This window comes from Iodobacter sp. BJB302 (assembly GCF_002735645.1).
Taxonomy (GTDB): domain Bacteria; phylum Pseudomonadota; class Gammaproteobacteria; order Burkholderiales; family Chitinibacteraceae; genus Iodobacter.
The window spans coordinates 62,524-78,159 of sequence record NZ_PDZG01000004.1 but is presented as its reverse complement, the minus strand read 5'-3'; the positions used below and the strand labels follow the sequence as shown (position 1 = coordinate 78,159).

At 51.6% G+C, this 15,636-nt stretch carries 14 protein-coding genes; 6 read left to right on the top strand and 8 right to left on the bottom strand.

Annotated features, from left to right (window positions below):
• Positions 1-108: 108 nt before the first annotated feature.
• Genes CSQ88_RS02440 through pip form a run of 3 tightly spaced genes read left to right on the top strand, consistent with a single transcriptional unit; the run spans position 109 to position 3,121 of the window.
• On the top strand, positions 109-369 hold the full coding sequence (locus tag CSQ88_RS02440) for a FeoA family protein (RefSeq protein WP_099396511.1): 261 nt from the start codon (positions 109-111) through the stop codon (positions 367-369).
• Positions 366-2,132, top strand: a complete 1,767-nt coding sequence (gene feoB / locus CSQ88_RS02435) for a ferrous iron transport protein B (protein ID WP_099396510.1) — start codon at positions 366-368, stop codon at positions 2,130-2,132. The genes CSQ88_RS02440 and feoB overlap by 4 nt, the downstream gene beginning before the upstream one ends.
• A 32-nt stretch (positions 2,133-2,164) precedes the next feature.
• The gene (gene pip, locus CSQ88_RS02430) at positions 2,165-3,121 is read left to right on the top strand and encodes a prolyl aminopeptidase (RefSeq protein WP_099396509.1); all 957 of its coding nucleotides are present in this window, start codon (positions 2,165-2,167) and stop codon (positions 3,119-3,121) included.
• A gap of 671 nt (positions 3,122-3,792) precedes the next feature.
• Here the strand turns inward: pip and CSQ88_RS02425 are convergent.
• From CSQ88_RS02425 to CSQ88_RS02395, 7 genes are all read right to left on the bottom strand, one after another.
• Complete coding sequence (locus CSQ88_RS02425) at positions 3,793-4,797, bottom strand: tyrosine recombinase XerC (RefSeq protein ID WP_218962980.1); 1,005 nt, start codon at positions 4,795-4,797, stop codon at positions 3,793-3,795.
• On the bottom strand, positions 4,797-5,489 hold the full coding sequence (locus CSQ88_RS02420) for a DUF484 family protein (protein ID WP_099396508.1): 693 nt from the start codon (positions 5,487-5,489) through the stop codon (positions 4,797-4,799). The genes CSQ88_RS02425 and CSQ88_RS02420 overlap by 1 nt, the downstream gene beginning before the upstream one ends.
• Entirely contained in the window at positions 5,479-6,330 is an 852-nt protein-coding gene (dapF, locus tag CSQ88_RS02415) for a diaminopimelate epimerase (protein ID WP_099396507.1), read from the bottom strand. Before dapF ends, CSQ88_RS02420 begins: the two co-directional genes overlap by 11 nt.
• A gap of 126 nt (positions 6,331-6,456) precedes the next feature.
• Complete coding sequence (locus tag CSQ88_RS02410; protein WP_180273502.1) at positions 6,457-7,212, bottom strand: DUF3658 domain-containing protein; 756 nt, start codon at positions 7,210-7,212, stop codon at positions 6,457-6,459.
• Positions 7,209-7,625 (bottom strand): CoA-binding protein, encoded by a 417-nt coding sequence (locus CSQ88_RS02405; RefSeq protein ID WP_099396505.1) that lies wholly within the window; start codon positions 7,623-7,625, stop codon positions 7,209-7,211. The genes CSQ88_RS02410 and CSQ88_RS02405 overlap by 4 nt, the downstream gene beginning before the upstream one ends.
• Before the next feature lie 2 nt (positions 7,626-7,627).
• Complete coding sequence (locus tag CSQ88_RS02400; protein WP_374700454.1) at positions 7,628-8,023, bottom strand: Rid family detoxifying hydrolase; 396 nt, start codon at positions 8,021-8,023, stop codon at positions 7,628-7,630.
• Positions 8,024-8,629 (bottom strand): flavin reductase family protein, encoded by a 606-nt coding sequence (locus tag CSQ88_RS02395; protein ID WP_180273501.1) that lies wholly within the window; start codon positions 8,627-8,629, stop codon positions 8,024-8,026.
• A 157-nt stretch (positions 8,630-8,786) separates the two neighbouring features.
• On the opposite strand from CSQ88_RS02395, the gene CSQ88_RS02390 reads away from it, so the two are divergent.
• Positions 8,787-10,052, top strand: a complete 1,266-nt coding sequence (locus CSQ88_RS02390; RefSeq protein ID WP_099396503.1) for an Hsp70 family protein — start codon at positions 8,787-8,789, stop codon at positions 10,050-10,052.
• A gap of 551 nt (positions 10,053-10,603) precedes the next feature.
• On the opposite strand, the gene CSQ88_RS02380 is transcribed toward CSQ88_RS02390, so the two are convergent.
• Positions 10,604-11,683: a class I SAM-dependent methyltransferase gene (locus tag CSQ88_RS02380; protein ID WP_143449388.1), complete on the bottom strand. Its 1,080-nt coding sequence runs from the start codon at positions 11,681-11,683 to the stop codon at positions 10,604-10,606.
• 415 nt (positions 11,684-12,098) lie between these two features.
• Between CSQ88_RS02380 and CSQ88_RS02375 the strand changes: the two genes are divergently transcribed.
• Positions 12,099-13,580, top strand: a complete 1,482-nt coding sequence (locus CSQ88_RS02375; protein WP_099396500.1) for an amino acid permease — start codon at positions 12,099-12,101, stop codon at positions 13,578-13,580.
• A 35-nt stretch (positions 13,581-13,615) separates the two neighbouring features.
• Complete coding sequence (locus tag CSQ88_RS02370) at positions 13,616-15,529, top strand: pyridoxal-dependent decarboxylase (RefSeq protein WP_099396499.1); 1,914 nt, start codon at positions 13,616-13,618, stop codon at positions 15,527-15,529.
• The last annotated feature ends 107 nt before the right edge of the window (positions 15,530-15,636 follow it).

Below are 15,636 nucleotides of genomic sequence, written 5' to 3'. Positions count from 1 at the left end.
GTGCTGCGTGAATGCTGATTCAAGTCAATATACCTAGTATCTGACATTGACGCAGTAAATTGTAAGGCAGATGATGTTGTAACAAAAACCGTTCTCATTGCTAAAACCATGACCCTCGCTGATCTTCCGCTCAATACCCTTGCCAGAATTCTCTCCACCCAGCTTGATCCTGATTTATGCCAGCGCCTTGCTGCGCTTGGGCTACATGTGCAGCGCGATATCGAGGTGATCCGCCGTGGCATGATGGGCGGGCCTTTGCAGCTGCGGGTGGGCAGTACCGAATTTATGCTGCGCCGCAAGGATGCCAGGCAGATTCTGGTCGATATTCTGCCGCAAGCGGATAGCAGCCTGATCGCGGTGGCGGTATGAAGCGCGTTGCCCTGGTGGGCATGCCTAATACCGGTAAATCGACCTTATTTAATCGCATCACAGGTGGCGCTGCCCGCACCGCCAATTGGCCGGGGCTGACGGTGGAATTGGCTTCCAGCCGTATTTTGCTGGGCGGATCTATGGTGCAGATGGTCGATCTGCCGGGGATTTATGATTTAAGTGGCGGGGCTGAAGACGAGCGTATTACTCAGGAATTTCTGAATAAAACCGAGCTGGATGCCATTTTACTGGTGCTGAACGCCACGCAGCTGGACAGGCAGCTGGTTTTGGCTTTGCAGCTAAAAGCACTGGGCGCGCCGCTGATTATTGCGCTCAATATGAGCGATGAAGCCAGGCAGGCCGGGGTGCAAATTAATCTGGAAGGGCTGGCTGCAGAGCTGGCCTGCCCGGTGCTGAAAATCAGTGCCAAGCATGGCCAGGGTGTGCCTGAGCTAAAAGAGGCGCTCAATCGCCTGATCAGCCAGCAAGCGCCTAAGAAAATTACGCTGGTCAATGCGCCTGCATCAAATACCCTGCATCAGGACGAAGCCCGCCTGTATAGCCGTTTTATTCAGCGCCCCTCTGTTTTGCCCCCTGGCCCCACCGCCTTGCTGGATCGCTGGGTTCTGCATCCGGTGCTGGGTTTGCCGCTGTTTGTGCTGATGATGTTTTGCCTGTTTCAGCTGACTTACGCCATTGGCGTGCCTTTGCAAGATCTGGCAAAAGATGGGCTGGAATGGTTTAAAACCGATATTTTAAAAACGGCCGCTGCTTCCTGGCCGCCATTTTGGTCAGGTTTTTTAGTCGATGGCGTGTTTGATGGCCTGAGTACGGTACTGACGTTTATCCCAATTATTTTTCTGTTCTTTTGCCTGATGGCGATTATCGAAGACTCGGGTTATTTCTCGCGTGCCGCATTTATGATGGATGGGCTGATGGCGCGGCTAGGCATGGATGGCCGTGGCTTTGTAATGCTGATGATGGGCTTTGGTTGTAATGTGCCAGCGCTGATGGGCACGCGAGTGATTCGGGATAGAAAGGCCAGGCTATTAACCATGCTGGCGATTCCTTTTTCGCTTTGTTCGGCACGCTTACAGATTTTTCTGTTTTTAAGCGGCGCGCTGTTTAGCCCGCTACAAGCACCTTGGGTGCTGCTGTCGCTCTATTTTGCGAGTATTTTTATCTCTATGGGCACGGCGCTCTTGCTGCGTGGCCGCTTTAAATCAACCGAGCCATTTACGCTGGAGCTGCCGCCTTATCGCTTTCCTGTGCTGCGGCAAATCTTTTTACGCGGCTGGGGAGAGGCGGCAGGCTTTGTGCGCCTGGCGTCTACCATGATTGTGATTGGTGTGGTCCTGGTTTGGCTGTTGAGTAATTACCCAAATCCACAACACAGTTACTCCACCATGATTGCCGGATTCTTTCAGCCCGTACTATCGCCGATTGGTATTCAGGCTGAGTTGTCGATTGCTTTGATGTTTGGCTTTGTGGCCAAAGAAGTGGTGCTTGGCGCGCTGGCGGTGATTGCCGGGCAGGATGGCCCGGCTTTGGCCCATCATTTATCTGTCGTGCTTGATCCGGTCTCGGCTTATAGCTTTATGCTATTTTCATTGACCTATGTGCCCTGCGTTTCTACTATTGCGGCCATGCGCAAGGAATCCAATAGCGTGGCGCTCACTACTTTTTCTGTGGTCTATTCTCTAGTACTGGCTTGGGTGCTGTCGTTTATCTTCTATCAGGGGGCGAGGGCGCTGGGGTTTTAAGTTGCGCCACGCATAACAATAAAAGGGCAAAGATGAGCGATTTACTTTTTCCAGCGATAGAACCTCACCGCAGCGGCCGTCTCGCCGTAGATAATGTGCATACCCTTTACTGGGAAGAATGCGGTAATCCTGATGGCGTGCCGGTGCTGTTTTTGCATGGCGGCCCCGGTGGCGGTATTTCGCCCATGCATCGCCGCTTTTTTGACCCCGCCTATTACCGCATTGTGCTGTTTGATCAGCGCGGCGCAGGGCAGTCGACGCCCTTGGGTGAGTATCGCAATAACACCACTGCTCATTTAATCGCCGATATCGAAGTCTTGCGTCAGATGCTGGATGTAGAGCAGTGGCTGGTGTTTGGCGGCTCCTGGGGCTCTACCCTCGCGCTGGCCTATGGCGAAGCGCATCCTGAGGCGTGTTCAGGCTTTATCCTGCGCGGGATTTTCCTCTGCACTAAGGCTGAGGTGGATTGGTTTGTGAATGGCATCGGGCATTTCTATCCGGAAGTTCACGCCGAATTCGCCGCGCAAATTCCTGTGGCCGAGCGGGGAAATTTGCTCGAAGCCTACAGCCAGCGCCTCTTTAATGATGACCCGGAAGTCTATCTGCCTGCCGCCCGCAGCTGGAGCCGCTATGAAGGCAGTTGTCTGTTTTTAGAGCCGCAAAGCAGCGCCATTGCCCAGTTTGAAACTGATGCGGTTTGCACGAGTCTTGGCCGCTTAGAGGCGCACTATATGCGCTACGGTGCTTTTATGGATGAAGACCAGCTGGTCCAAGAGGTGGGCAAAATTCGCCACCTGCCCGCTGTAATTATCCAGGGCCGCTACGATGTGATTTGCCCGCCAAAATCGGCTTATCGCCTGCATCAGGCCTGGCCTGAATCCACTTTGCATATCATCCCCGATGCGGGACATGCGGCGATGGAGCCGGGGATTGCTGCGGCTTTAATTAAAGCGACCGAGGAATTTAAATTGCAGGGGAGGTTTTCTTAATAGGGTGGTGGGCTGTTGTAGGGCGGGTGGAACTCCATATGCGCTAACCAAACTGTTTTTTCATGAATAAACAGCTAAAGATGCATTGAACACGCTCTCTGCACGGGGCTTTAGAGTCCCCTTGAAACACGCCGAAGCGAGGAACAAGCGGGCGGGGTTTCGGCGAGGACTGTTTGAGCGAGCTTGCGAGCGAGTTCCGCAGCCGCCGCTCGATTGTCCGCAGATGAGGGGTTTTCGTGTTTCGTGGGGCGGCCTTCTTTTGGTTCTTTTCTTGGCCGTTCAAGAAAAGAACGCCCCCGCGGTGGCTACCGCTCCAAAATTAATGTGCCGAAGGCACTAGGGTCTGTTGACGTTTCATTCACGGCTGCGTTGGCTGCAGTTTTGGGGCTGAACAAGGCAAAAATTGCGACATGGCACGAGTACCATTAGCGATTTTTAACGATGTGCAGCCCCAAAACTGCAGTCAACCCGAAGGGCTGAGCCGGAAAACGGCCATTCACTGCGTTATGCTCCTCGACAATAACCTGTTATTGCCTTCGTCGTATGCCTTGTGCTTGGCCGTTTTCCGGCTCAGCGCAATTGTGAATGAAACGTCAACAGACCCTAATGCTCTGTTTTTCTCCGTGCTCTCCGTGTTTCAAGATTTGGGTTTTTCTCAGCAATCAACAGGCTTATTTCTTTTCTTCATCCTCTGGCTTTTTAGCCCTTGGGTGAGTTCGGTCGTATTCTTGTGCCAGGTGTTGGTAATCGAGGTGGGTATAGACTTGGGTGGTGGCGATGCTGGCGTGGCCAAGGAGTTCTTGCACGGCGCGCAGGTCGTGGGAGCTTTGCAGTAAATGGCTGGCGCAGCTGTGGCGCAGTTTGTGCGGGTAGAGTGGTTCTTTAATATTGAGTTTGGTTTCCCAGTATTTAATTCGCAGCTGCACCGCTCGGGTGCTGAGTGAGCCGCCGTTTTTGCCGATAAATACTGTGTTATCCCTCGGTGCCAGTTTGGGGCGCTCTACCAGCCAGCGGCGGATGGCTTCGCAGGCTACGCTGCCAACGGGCAGTTGCCGCGTTTTGCCACCCTTACCTGTAACTACCGCCATGCCGTGGTTGAGGTCTAAATCCGGCAGGGTAATCGAAACCAATTCCGCCACGCGCAGGCCCGAAGAATAAGCGAGTTCAAAAATCGCTTTATCGCGGCAGCCCAAAATTTCGTCGTCGGGCATGCCCTCTAAAAAGCCACCCGCATCATCAACGGTCATCGCGGCAGGCAGTTTTTTACTGCTCTTTGGCGGCTTTACCCCGTCGGCAGGGTTCATTGACCAATGATAATCACGGCACATCAGGCGATAAAAGGTGCGCCACGTTGAAAGCGTGCGGGCGATGCTTCTGGCCGATAGGCTTTGTCCGGTGAGCTTTCGCACATAACCGCGAATTTCTTTGGGCGTGAGCGCCGGTAAATCCTGGCCGGCTGCGCATTCCAGCAAGGTGGCCATATCGCGGGCATAAGCCGCACGAGTGTGCTCGCCTGCGCCTTTTTCGCCTTCCAGATATTGAACAAAATGGGCAAGCATGGCTTGTTTTGCGCTGATTTGCTCTGGGCTGTCGTCCTCAGCCGCTGCGATCAGTTTTTTACTGGCCGCTTTGTCTTCCCCGCTGGAAGGTATTAAACGCTCTGTTGCTGCTTGCATCACACTTCTTCGGTTAGCAGCAAGGGCTCGTCATCGGGGGTAATCACAGGAACGGCGCGGCGAATTGATGCGGATACTAAATCAGATAAGCGCTGCAAATACAGCGTGCCCATATCAGGATAGAAGCGCTCGATATCTTCGCTGGCCATGACGAGCACACCAAAGGGCTCGCCGCCGGTACGCAGGGCAAACTGGGCGAAAGACTTCAGCGTATTGGCTTCAACATCAAACCACGACAGTACTTCATCGGTGACATAGGGGCCGCAGTAAGGGGAAACTAAGTTTTGCGCTAGTTTTTGTACTGCTTCACCTACGGGGGCAAATTCGCGCAGATTACAATCGCTGTCCAGCCACAGCCTTAATGCGATATGCGGCACGCCAAAGCGATGCTGCAAATGGTATTCCAAGGTGCCTATCATGCTGGCTAAGTCATCTGCCTGCATCAGGCTGACGCTCAGTTGGTGCAGCTTTTCTGAGATATGGTCGTTCTCTTCGCCAAATTGCAGCAAATCGCCCAGGCGCAGCTCCAGCGAGCGGTTTTTTTCGCGCAGGGTGAGCAGTTGCCGCTCTGCGAGTGAAATAGCCTGGCCGCGGTGTGAGTGTGGTACATAAATTTCGGCCAGCTCATCGGCGTATTGGTCAAAAAATTCTGGGTTGTCCTTAAGCCAGGTGACGATTTCATCAGGCTGCATATTCTTCTCCCTGGAGATTGATAGTGCCGTCAAATACGCTGACGGCCGGGCCGGTCATCCAAACTGCGGCTGAGCCACCTGCCCAGGTAATGGTCAGCTCCCCGCCATGTGTATGCACACGAACACGCGGGTTAAGTAAGCCTCGGCGGATTCCTGCTACTACTGCTGCACAAGCGCCGGTGCCACACGCCAGTGTTTCACCCGCAGCACGTTCAAACACACGCAGCCTGATTTCATCACGGCTGATAATTTGCATAAAGCCAGCATTCACTTTAGCCGGAAAGCGCGGGTGGGTCTCAATTTTTGGCCCGATGCTGGCAACAGGGGCGACATCAACATCGGCAACAATTTGCACGGCGTGCGGGTTGCCCATTGATACCACGCTGATTGCAAAGCTGGCTCCGTCCACATCCAGTGGGTGAATAATAAGATCGCTGTCAGCAATAAATGGGATTTCCTGCGGGGCAAATTGCGGTACGCCCATGTTCACGCTGACATTGCCGTCGTCTTCCAGCCGGGGATAAATCACGCCTTTTGCTGTTTCAACGGCAATTTCTTTTTTAAGGCTCAGGCCTTTATCGTGCACAAAACGTGCAAAGCAGCGGGCGCCATTGCCGCATTGCTCCACTTCACCGCCATCATTATTAAAAATGCGGTAGCTAAAATCGATATCGGCACGCGAGGCGGGCTCTACCAGTAAAAGCTGGTCAAAGCCAATACCAAAATGCCGGTCTCCAAGCTGGCGTATGGTGCTGGTGCTCAGCCTGACCTGCTGATTTACCCCATCAATCACCATAAAATCATTACCCAGGCCTTGCATCTTTGTGAACTGAAGTTTCATATATCTGGCGCCGCTGAAGAGTTTGACTAAAGGTAAACGCAGCTACAGTTTAAGGCAATGCGTTAGCCCATATTTTCTGTGTTTCTGGGGTAAATTCCTCACAGGGGAGGCTGAGGAGGGCGGGTATTATTTCTTCCGTACTTTAAAAGCGAATAAATCGTGCTGATCCGGGTGGCTTTCCATTTCGATTTTGCCTTGTGCCGCCAAGCTGCGTAAGCGCCACATAGCTAAGACGTCACTGCGAAAAAAGCCTTTGGCAGACTGCATCCAAAGCAGCGCAATCTGGCGGCAAGGTAAGTAATTATCCGAGATTAAATCCAGCATTTCGCTGTCAAGCGTGCTTGCATCCAGATGCTGGAATGTCTCTCCATTCCAGCCGCGAAACATGCTGGTTTGCTGGGTCAGCGCTTGCCATTCTTGCGCTAATTTGTGTAATTGGGCCGGAGGAATCAGTTCGCTGCTGGCCGATTCGATTTGTTCCGGGCCAATCAGGCTGAGTGGCACCTGGCCTGCAATATAGCTGTCAGCCCCGGTGGTGTCTGGCATAGTCAGTTTAAAGCTTTGCCCTTTCTGATAGCGCCACCATGCTAAGCGGCGCAGCAGCAGTGCCTCGCCGCAGGAGGTGCCTGCCCAGAAAGTAAGATCTTCCGGCAGCGCCGCAAGCTGGGCATTGCCCGCGGGGAGTGCATCGCTAAAGTCAAAACTGGAGAGCGGGAAGACTTCATTCCAAAATTGGATTCTGGCTGCAGGATAAACGTGGTCGATATCGTTGAGCGGGCCAAGTGCTAAGTCATCCTGGTGAATGCGGATATCGGCATAGGGGCCAAGCAACTGACGTAACAGATCGGCTGCAAAATCCCCTAAAACCAGATTACAGCTCACAGACAAAGCCTCAGATAATCAATTTTGATACATCGATCCATCACCACAAACAGCCCTGCCGCCCGTGCGCGCTCTGCTGCAGCCTCATTAATAATGCCCTGCTGAATCCAGATTGCCGGAATATTCAGCGCAATGGCTTCATCCACAATAGCGTCGATCTGATTGGCAGCCCTGAACACATTCACCAAATCCACCTTGCCCGGCACATCGCTGAGGCTGGCAAAGGCCGGCTCACCCAGTACGCTTTCAGTAAACGGGCGCACCGGCACAATTTGCATGCCCGCCTGCTGCATCACCTTGGCTACAGCAAAGCTGGGCCGGTCGGGCTTGGGTGAGAGGCCAACCACCGCGATGCGGTGGATGCTGAGCAAAAACTGGCGGATTGCTTCGTCATCAGGATTTTGGAAGGGCATTATTATGATTCGCTTAAAACCATCACGCCATCGGCCTCAACCAGCGCACCCTTAGGCAGGGCTGCGGCCTGAATGGCGGCCCGGGCGGGGTAGGGTTCGGTGAAATATTGCCCCATGATGTCGTTCAGTGCGGCAAAGTTGCTCAGGTCGGTAACAAATACACCTAGCTTAGCAATGTTTTGCAAATCACCACCTGCGGCCTGACATACCGCGCGCAGATTTTGAAAGACTTGATGCGCCTGGGCATTAAAGCCTTCTGCCAGAATGCCAGTGCCAGGGTCGAGGCCAATCTGGCCGGATAAATACACGGTATTGCCCATTTTAACGGCTTGCGAATAAGTGCCGACGGCTTTGGGTGCGTTATCACTATGAATAATTGATTTGTTTATTGTGTTCATTTATTTAGGCCTTTGAATAATAAAACGCTCGCCTACAACGGCGTAATCCGGCCCGCCCAGGCGGGAGAGCGGATCGAGTGGTTCGGGGTGGATACGCCCGTCTCTGAGTAAATCGTCGGCCACACCAAGGTGTATGACTTCCAGCAGCATTAAATCAGCAACCACAGGATCACCTACTTCTACGTGCATATGCAGACGGCACTCCAGCGCAATGCCGCAATCGGCAAGGCGGGGTGGTTTCACTGCAGCGGAGGGCGTCAGTGCCAGCCCAAGTGCAGTGGCTTCGCTTTCATTGGGGGCAAAAGATGCTGCAGAAGCGTTCACTTGCGGAGCATGTCCGCGTGAGGGCAGATGCACAACGCATTCGCCTGTTTGCAAAATATTGCGCGCAGTATCTTTAAGCAGGGCATTATCGTGGCGGCGATTAATACTCACCGACACAATCATGGGCTCATTCGAAACAATATTAAAATAAGAAAAAGGCGCTACATTGACTATGCCACTGGTGCTTTGGGTGTTAATCCAGGCAATCGGGCGTGGTACAACACAATCGCTGATCAGCGCGTATTTTTCATCGGGCGAGAGCGCCGAGATTGTTAATTCCATGCTTGTGCTGCCCATTCTGGCTTAAGTATTAATCGTAAATGGGGGCAAAACCGATTAACTCAATACAAATAAGCAAAGATAAGATAATGATTCAAAATTGTTTTGTTCGCCTTTGGCGGGTAGAATTACGCCCCTTTTTGCCGCCCGGAACAGGCCTGTGACTACTCCTAATTTTGCTCGTGCCTGCGGCATCGATTTTGGTACATCCAATTCTACGGTGGGTTGGGTTCGTCCCGGCCACAGCACGCTGATTTCCCTGGAAGATGGCAAGGCCACATTGCCTTCGATGGTGTTTTTTAATGCCGAAGAAGATTCGGTTTGCTTTGGCCGCGCGGCCATGGGCGAGTATCTGGAAGGCTACGAAGGCCGTTTGATGCGCTCTCTTAAAAGCCTTTTGGGCAGCAGCCTGATTGACGCACAAACCGAAGTAAATGGCCGTGCTTTGCCACTGCGCGGGCTATTGGCTAAATATATTGGTGAATTAAAGCTGCGTGCAGAAAATGCCGCTGGCCGGCCTTTCGAGCAGGCGGTATTTGGCCGCCCCGTCCATTTTGTTGATGACGATACGGCTGCAGATGCGCAGGCCGAGAAAACGCTGGCCGAGATTGCCTATCAGGTTGGCTTTAAAGAAATCAGCTTTCAGTTTGAGCCGATTGCCGCCGCTTTTCATTACGAGTGCAGCATTCAAAAAGAAGAGCTGGTGCTGATTGTGGATATTGGCGGGGGTACTTCAGACTTCTCACTGGTACGTTTATCCCCAGAGCGCGCTAAGGTTTTAGACCGCCGCGATGATTTATTAGCCAGCGCCGGTGTGCATATTGGTGGTACAGATTTTGATAAAGCACTGAGCCTTGCGGGTGTAATGCCTTTATTGGGCTATAAAACGCGGCTGAAGAATAACTCGGAAGTCCCATCGGGCACCTTCTTTAATCTGGCCACATGGCACACGATTAACTTTGCCTATACCCGCCGCTCCTGGAGTGATCTGGCCGATGTGTACCGCGATGCAATGGAACGCGATAAGCTGGATCGCTTGATGAGCCTGATCGAGCAGCGCGCCGGGCACTGGCTGGCCCTGCAAGTTGAAGACGCCAAAATTGCGCTCTCTGCCAGTGACAAAACCACCATCTCTTTGGATCGCTTAGAAGACGATCTGACCCACGATCTGACCCGCGCCGATTTTGATAACTCAATCTCACGCCTTGTAGATACAGTGGAAAAAACCGTGACCGGCTTATTAAGCAGCGCAGGCATCGGTGTAGAGCAGGTCGACACCGTATTCTTTACCGGCGGCTCCAGCGGCGTGCCGCTGCTGCGCGCGCAGGTCGGCGCATTACTGCCTAATGCCCGCCATGTAGAAGGCGATTTATTCGGCAGTATTGGTACAGGTTTAGCTGTGGAAGCGGCAAGACGGTTTGGCTGATCAGCCTTTGCGGGGTGGGGGGCACAGCCAGATCGTGCCCATGTTTGCGGGTGTGGTGTTATTCGCAGGGCGGGTGAAACCCGGCGGGCTCCTAGCTTGTCATGCTAAAGGCCGGCGGGTTTCTTCCTATAGGCGCTAAGCGAAGTCAAAAAGATCTTTTTAGTGCCTTCGGCACGTTGATTTTGGTGCGGTTAGCCACCGCAGGGGCGTTCTTTTCTTGAACGGCCAAGAAAAGAACCAAAGCCGCAACCTCAAAAACACGAAGGCCCCTCATCTGCGGACAGCGGCGGCTGCGGAACTCGCTTCGCTCAAACAGGCATCAAAAAACCCCGCCCGCTTGTTCCTCGCTTCGGCGTGTTTCAAGGGGACTCAAAAAGCCCCGTGCAAAGAGCGAGGTCATTACGTTTTTTTGCTGCTCGCATATGAAAGAAAACTTGGTTAGTACGTATGGGGTTTCACCCGCCCTACAAAGTCGATACACCCTATATGACCCTAGGTTTTACTCGCCTTTAAGGTTTTCTCCGTGTTCTCCGTGTCTATAGATCTTAGATTTACCGCTTCGCTTTGATAATCACAAATTTGGCGTTCTGGGCGATTAGCTCAATCTGTCTGAAGTTTTTCTTTAGCGCAGCTTGGTAGTTTAAGTGCCGGTTAGCGACTATCCATAATTCGCTGGTGGCTGCCATGCATTGCCTGGCTTGGGCAAACATGCTGAGTGCAATATCGGTGGTGACAGTGTTTTGCTGATGAAATGGCGGGTTGATCAGAATTAAGTCAAAAGTTTGCCCGTTTGCCACTGCATCAGAGAGGCCGTCGCAGTGCTGAATTTGGCGGCTAGCATCTGGAAAATTGGCAGCAAAGCTGAGTTGGGCGGATTCTACCGCTGCTAAAGACTCATCAAATAAATGCAATTCTGCCTTGGGGTGAAGGCGATGGTAGGCAAGGGACAATAAGCCATTGCCGCAGCCCACGTCGGCAACGGTCTCTGCGCTTGGCAAGCGATCGAAATGTTCGATAAAAAAGCGCGAGCCTATATCTATTTTTTGCCCGGCAAAAACACCTGGCATATTGTGAAGTGTAAGGCTTAGCTCAGGCACAGCCTGAAGATAGGGTGTGGCGGTCTGTTGGCCTGGCCGCAGGCGGGCGGTGTACATACGCGCCTTTCGCTGCGTGGGCAGGTATTCAACCTCGTCGCAATAAGACTTAATGATATCCAAGTGCCCGCTGCTGACATGCTTTTGCATGCCTGAGAAATATAAGGTCAGCGGTGCGCTTAAATATCTTGCTGCCTCTTGCAGCTGAGCTTCAAATAAAGACAAAGACTTGGGCAGTTTAACAAGGCCATAGGCCAGCGCTTGGCCGGAGTAGGGCGTAAAGCTTTGCTGGCTGTTGATTTCAATTGCGTGGCGCGAGCACCAGGAATCATTGATATGAAACGCGTTTACTCCCACGGCACAGTGCAGCGCGCCAAAAGCATCGTTGATTAACAGCGCTGGTGCATCAGCACGGATAAATTCTGCAAGGTATTCATCACTCGCATCCCATGCACGTAAATCTTTGGCGTGCTTTGCCGGGTAGCGCAGCAAATTCAGCGCGGCAAAATCAATTAACTTTTTGGGGCTTGCAGACATATCTTCTTTATTTGATAAGGCCAAAGCTTTGGCTAAGAGGGCGATTCTACCAGTTGCCTGCTCTTCTGTAGACAGATCCGCGCCCGGAACCCTCACCCTTGATGAGGGTTTTTTTACGCCCTCAGCTTTGGATGCAATTGCTGGGCAGGCGCACTCTTGGGGGGGGGTAATCCTTACAAATTAAGCGCAGTGTTGCCATGGTTTGTTTTGTGATGAGTTTTTATAACACATTGTATTTAAATTGATTTGTCTTTTGTCGGAAGAAGAATGCAGCCATCGCGCGCCTGATACGCCGATTTAATCAGCCCGGCAAGGCATTAGTTGCTTACAGCATATTGATTTTTATCAAGCCTCTTTTTAGTCGAAAATATACAATATTTCGAAATTATTTAAATATTCGACAAAGAGGCCGAGCATGTCTGGTAGTGAAACCAGCCCCAAAATTGGGGTGTCAACTTTTGTCATGATTACCGCTGCCGTTGTAGTGAGCGTTCGCACGCTGCCTATGACTGCTCAGCCGGGGATGATGACCATTTTTCTAACTCTGGCTGCGGCCTTGTTATTTTTAGTTCCTACCGCACTGGTGGCGGCCGAGCTGGCCACTGCCTGGCCACAGGATGGCGGTATTTTTATCTGGGTGCGTGAGGCATTTGGTGAGCGTTTAGGTTTTGTCGCCGTGTGGATGCAATGGATTCAAATGGTGTTCGGCATGACATCCATCATCATGATCATCGCCGCAACGATTGCCTATGTGGTTGATCCGGCGCTGGCGACCAATAAGTACTTTATGTTGGGCATGATTCTGGCGGTGTGGTGGGGCTGCACACTGGTGAATCTGCAAGGGGTTAAAACCCTGGGCTGGGTTTCTACGATTTGTGTGAGCTTAGGGGTGTTTTTGCCTGGTATTGTGCTGATTGTGGCGGGTATTGCTTATGTGGCTGGCGGCAATCCCATTATGACCGATGTGTCATTCAGTATGGCCAATATGGTGCCCAGCTTTAGCGATGCTGGTACTTTAGGGTTGTTTATTGGCTTTATCTTCGTTGTGATGGGGATGGAAGTATCGGCTTCAAATGTGTCTTCTATTAAAGACGCAAAACGTAATTATCCGATTGCCATCGTTCTGGTGTCGATCATCATGGTTTTCCTCTCTGTTGTTGGCTCTGCCGCCATCTTCGTGGCGATTCCTAAAGAAGAAATCTCAATGACTGCCGGTTTGATGCAGGCGTTTGAGCTCTACTTCACCAAATGGGGCATGCCCTGGCTTGCGCCTGTGATGGGTCTGTCCATTGCGCTGGGTTTAATTGGCCAGGTGAATTCCTGGGTGCTGGGCCCGGTACGTGGCCTGCAAGCTACGGCTAATTCAGGTGCATTACCCGCCTTCTTGCAAAAATCAAACAAGCATGGTGTGCCCGTTACCTTGGTCATCATTCAGGCGCTTGCAATCAGCCTGGTTGGCGTGCTGATCACAGTGATCCCGGATGTAGATAACTTCTACTTTATGTTGATGGGCTTAACTGGCCTGGTTTACCTCGTGGCCTATCTGTTTATGTTTGCCGCAGCCATCTGGCTTCGTTACAAACGCCCAGAAGTAGAACGCAGCTTCAAAGTGCCTGGTGGCAAGCTGGGGATGTGGATTTTCTCCGGAATGGGGTTTGCGATGTCGCTCTTGGCTGCCTATCTGGCCTTTATTCCACCCGGCAGCTTTAAAGGTTCGGCATCAGGCTACTTCATGTTCCAGCTGATCGGCCTCATCGTGATGCTTGTGATTCCCTTCCTTGTCTATGCCTACGGCCAGAAAGACAAAGCACGCCAAGCCAAGAAAGCAAAACTTGCCCCTAAGGCAACTCGTGTCGAGCTGGATGCTCATCAAGATAACGCAGCTGCTGCGCATTAAGCGCCGGCTCAAAATTAATTAATCAGGAGTTCAAAATGTTTAAAACCACAATGAATGTTGATGCGCTGTTTCTGGGCCCAAAATCAGAAAATCGTGAATTTTTTAAAGAAATGGTTGATTACGCGGTGGATGAGCATATCCACTGGCGTGCGGATTTTCACCCGGAAGACGCTCCTTTATTGTCTCCTATGGATCAGCATCAGCCTGATTTCCGTAATACGCTTTATCGCACCGAAGGCATTTTGCGTCAGCTGTCTTCCAAGCTGAAAACCACTTCAGTGCCTTGGTTCTCGCCGCGTTATTTGGGCCATATGAATGCCGATACTTTGATGGTTTCCAATATCGCCTATGTAATGACCATGCTTTACAACCCAAACAATTGTGCGCATGAAGCGTCGCCTACGACCACCGAGCTTGAGTTAGAAGCGGGCCGTGATCTGTGTGCGATGTTTGGTTACGACGTACAAAAATCATGGGGCCACATTACTTCTGGCGGTACGGTTGCTAACTACGAAGGCGTTTGGGTTGCCCGCAATCTGAAATCTTTGCCTTTAGCGATTGCTCAGCATGAAAAAGCCAAAGATTTAGTGGCTGGCATGAGCGAAAAGCAATTACTGAATATGTCACCAACAGCCATTCTGGATTTGTCCGATGAGCTGAAAAAACGGGGTCTGTTCGAAGAAGTGCGTGCGCTGACTGTACGTGGTGTGGGGGTTAAACAAGGCCAGCTAGGTAAATTCCTGGTGCCAATGTCTAAGCATTATTCATGGATGAAAGCCATGGATGTGATGGGGATTGGTCAGGAGCATATTGTTCCGCTGCCCGTGGATGAAAACTACCGCACCGACGTTGAAACAATGCGTGCCATTACCTTTAAATTGATCGAAGAAGGTACACCTGTCCTCGGTATGGTGGCTGTAGTGGGCACAACCGAAGAAGGCTCGATTGATCATGTGGATGAAGTGATCAAGCTGCGCCGTGAATGTGAAGAAAAATACGGCGTGTCTTTTTATGTACACGTTGATGCAGCTTACGGTGGTTATGTACGCTCGATGTTCCTTGATGAAAACAGCAAATTCATGGAATACGATGCACTCGTTGCCCGTTATCGCGCCGAAGATATTATCCCTGAAGGCGTAACTTGGCCTAAGCGTGCGGTGTATGAAGGCTTTAAAGCCATGTCTGAAGCCGATTCGATTACGGTGGACCCGCACAAAGCAGGCTTTATTCAATACGCTGCCGGTGCGGTATGTATGAAAGACAAGCGTATTGTTGATCTGATCTCCTACCACGCGGCCTATGTATTTGAAGAAGCCGATGATGCGGGTGAAGAACAAAATGTGGTGCTGGGCTCATCCATTATGGAAGGCTCTAAAGCCGGTGCAACGGCTGCGGCAGTATGGGCGGCGCATCGCTTAGTACCGCTGAATATCTCAGGCTACGGCAAGGTCATTGGCCGCGGTATTGTGACTGCCGATTGGTTTGCACAAAAGTTATCGATGGCAAAACCAATCGTGGTGGGTAATCGTCGCTTTGAATTGCGCCCATTGATGCACCCGGATTTCCATATGGTGAACTTCACCTTTAAGGAAATCGGCAATCCAAGCCTGGAAGACCATAACCGCCTGAATCAACGCATGTACGAAGTGTGCTCTTACTCATCGGGCCGCACCTATAGCAACGATTTCCTGACGTCATCTACCTCGCTGGCATTCGATGAATACGGCGACACACCGTGGATTTACGCTGAAAGCCGTGGCTTTAGCCGTAAAGAATGGGACAAAACTCGCAGCGTGTATATCTTGCGCGCTGCCGTGATGACTCACTTCCTGCGTGATCCACAAGGCTTTGAAGACTATTGGACAAATCTGCGTGCCATTTTTGCAGAAAAACTAGGCCATATCATCGATATGGAAGCCAAAGAAGCCAATCAATTAAAAGCTGCTTAATGCAAAGAAACCCGCCTCAGCTGAGGTGGGTTTTTTGCCATCGAAGAGATCAATGTTTCTATTCAAGTTAATTATCAGATCAATCCGCCTGTTTGTGCGGGATGATT

What these genes read in the sequence shown, in the direction of transcription:
- CSQ88_RS02440 (WP_099396511.1), top strand. Translation starts at nt 109, where the DNA reads ATGACCCTCGCTGATCTTCCGCTCAATACCCTTGCCAGAATTCTCTCC.
- feoB (WP_099396510.1), top strand. Translation starts at nt 366, where the DNA reads ATGAAGCGCGTTGCCCTGGTGGGCATGCCTAATACCGGTAAATCGACC.
- pip (WP_099396509.1), top strand. Translation starts at nt 2,165, where the DNA reads ATGAGCGATTTACTTTTTCCAGCGATAGAACCTCACCGCAGCGGCCGT.
- CSQ88_RS02425 (WP_218962980.1), bottom strand. Translation starts at nt 4,797, where the DNA reads ATGCAAGCAGCAACAGAGCGTTTAATACCTTCCAGCGGGGAAGACAAA.
- CSQ88_RS02420 (WP_099396508.1), bottom strand. Translation starts at nt 5,489, where the DNA reads ATGCAGCCTGATGAAATCGTCACCTGGCTTAAGGACAACCCAGAATTT.
- dapF (WP_099396507.1), bottom strand. Translation starts at nt 6,330, where the DNA reads ATGAAACTTCAGTTCACAAAGATGCAAGGCCTGGGTAATGATTTTATG.
- CSQ88_RS02405 (WP_099396505.1), bottom strand. Translation starts at nt 7,625, where the DNA reads ATGCCCTTCCAAAATCCTGATGACGAAGCAATCCGCCAGTTTTTGCTC.
- CSQ88_RS02400 (WP_374700454.1), bottom strand. Translation starts at nt 8,023, where the DNA reads ATGAACACAATAAACAAATCAATTATTCATAGTGATAACGCACCCAAA.
- CSQ88_RS02395 (WP_180273501.1), bottom strand. Translation starts at nt 8,629, where the DNA reads ATGGAATTAACAATCTCGGCGCTCTCGCCCGATGAAAAATACGCGCTG.
- CSQ88_RS02380 (WP_143449388.1), bottom strand. Translation starts at nt 11,683, where the DNA reads ATGTCTGCAAGCCCCAAAAAGTTAATTGATTTTGCCGCGCTGAATTTG.
- CSQ88_RS02375 (WP_099396500.1), top strand. Translation starts at nt 12,099, where the DNA reads ATGTCTGGTAGTGAAACCAGCCCCAAAATTGGGGTGTCAACTTTTGTC.
- CSQ88_RS02370 (WP_099396499.1), top strand. Translation starts at nt 13,616, where the DNA reads ATGTTTAAAACCACAATGAATGTTGATGCGCTGTTTCTGGGCCCAAAA.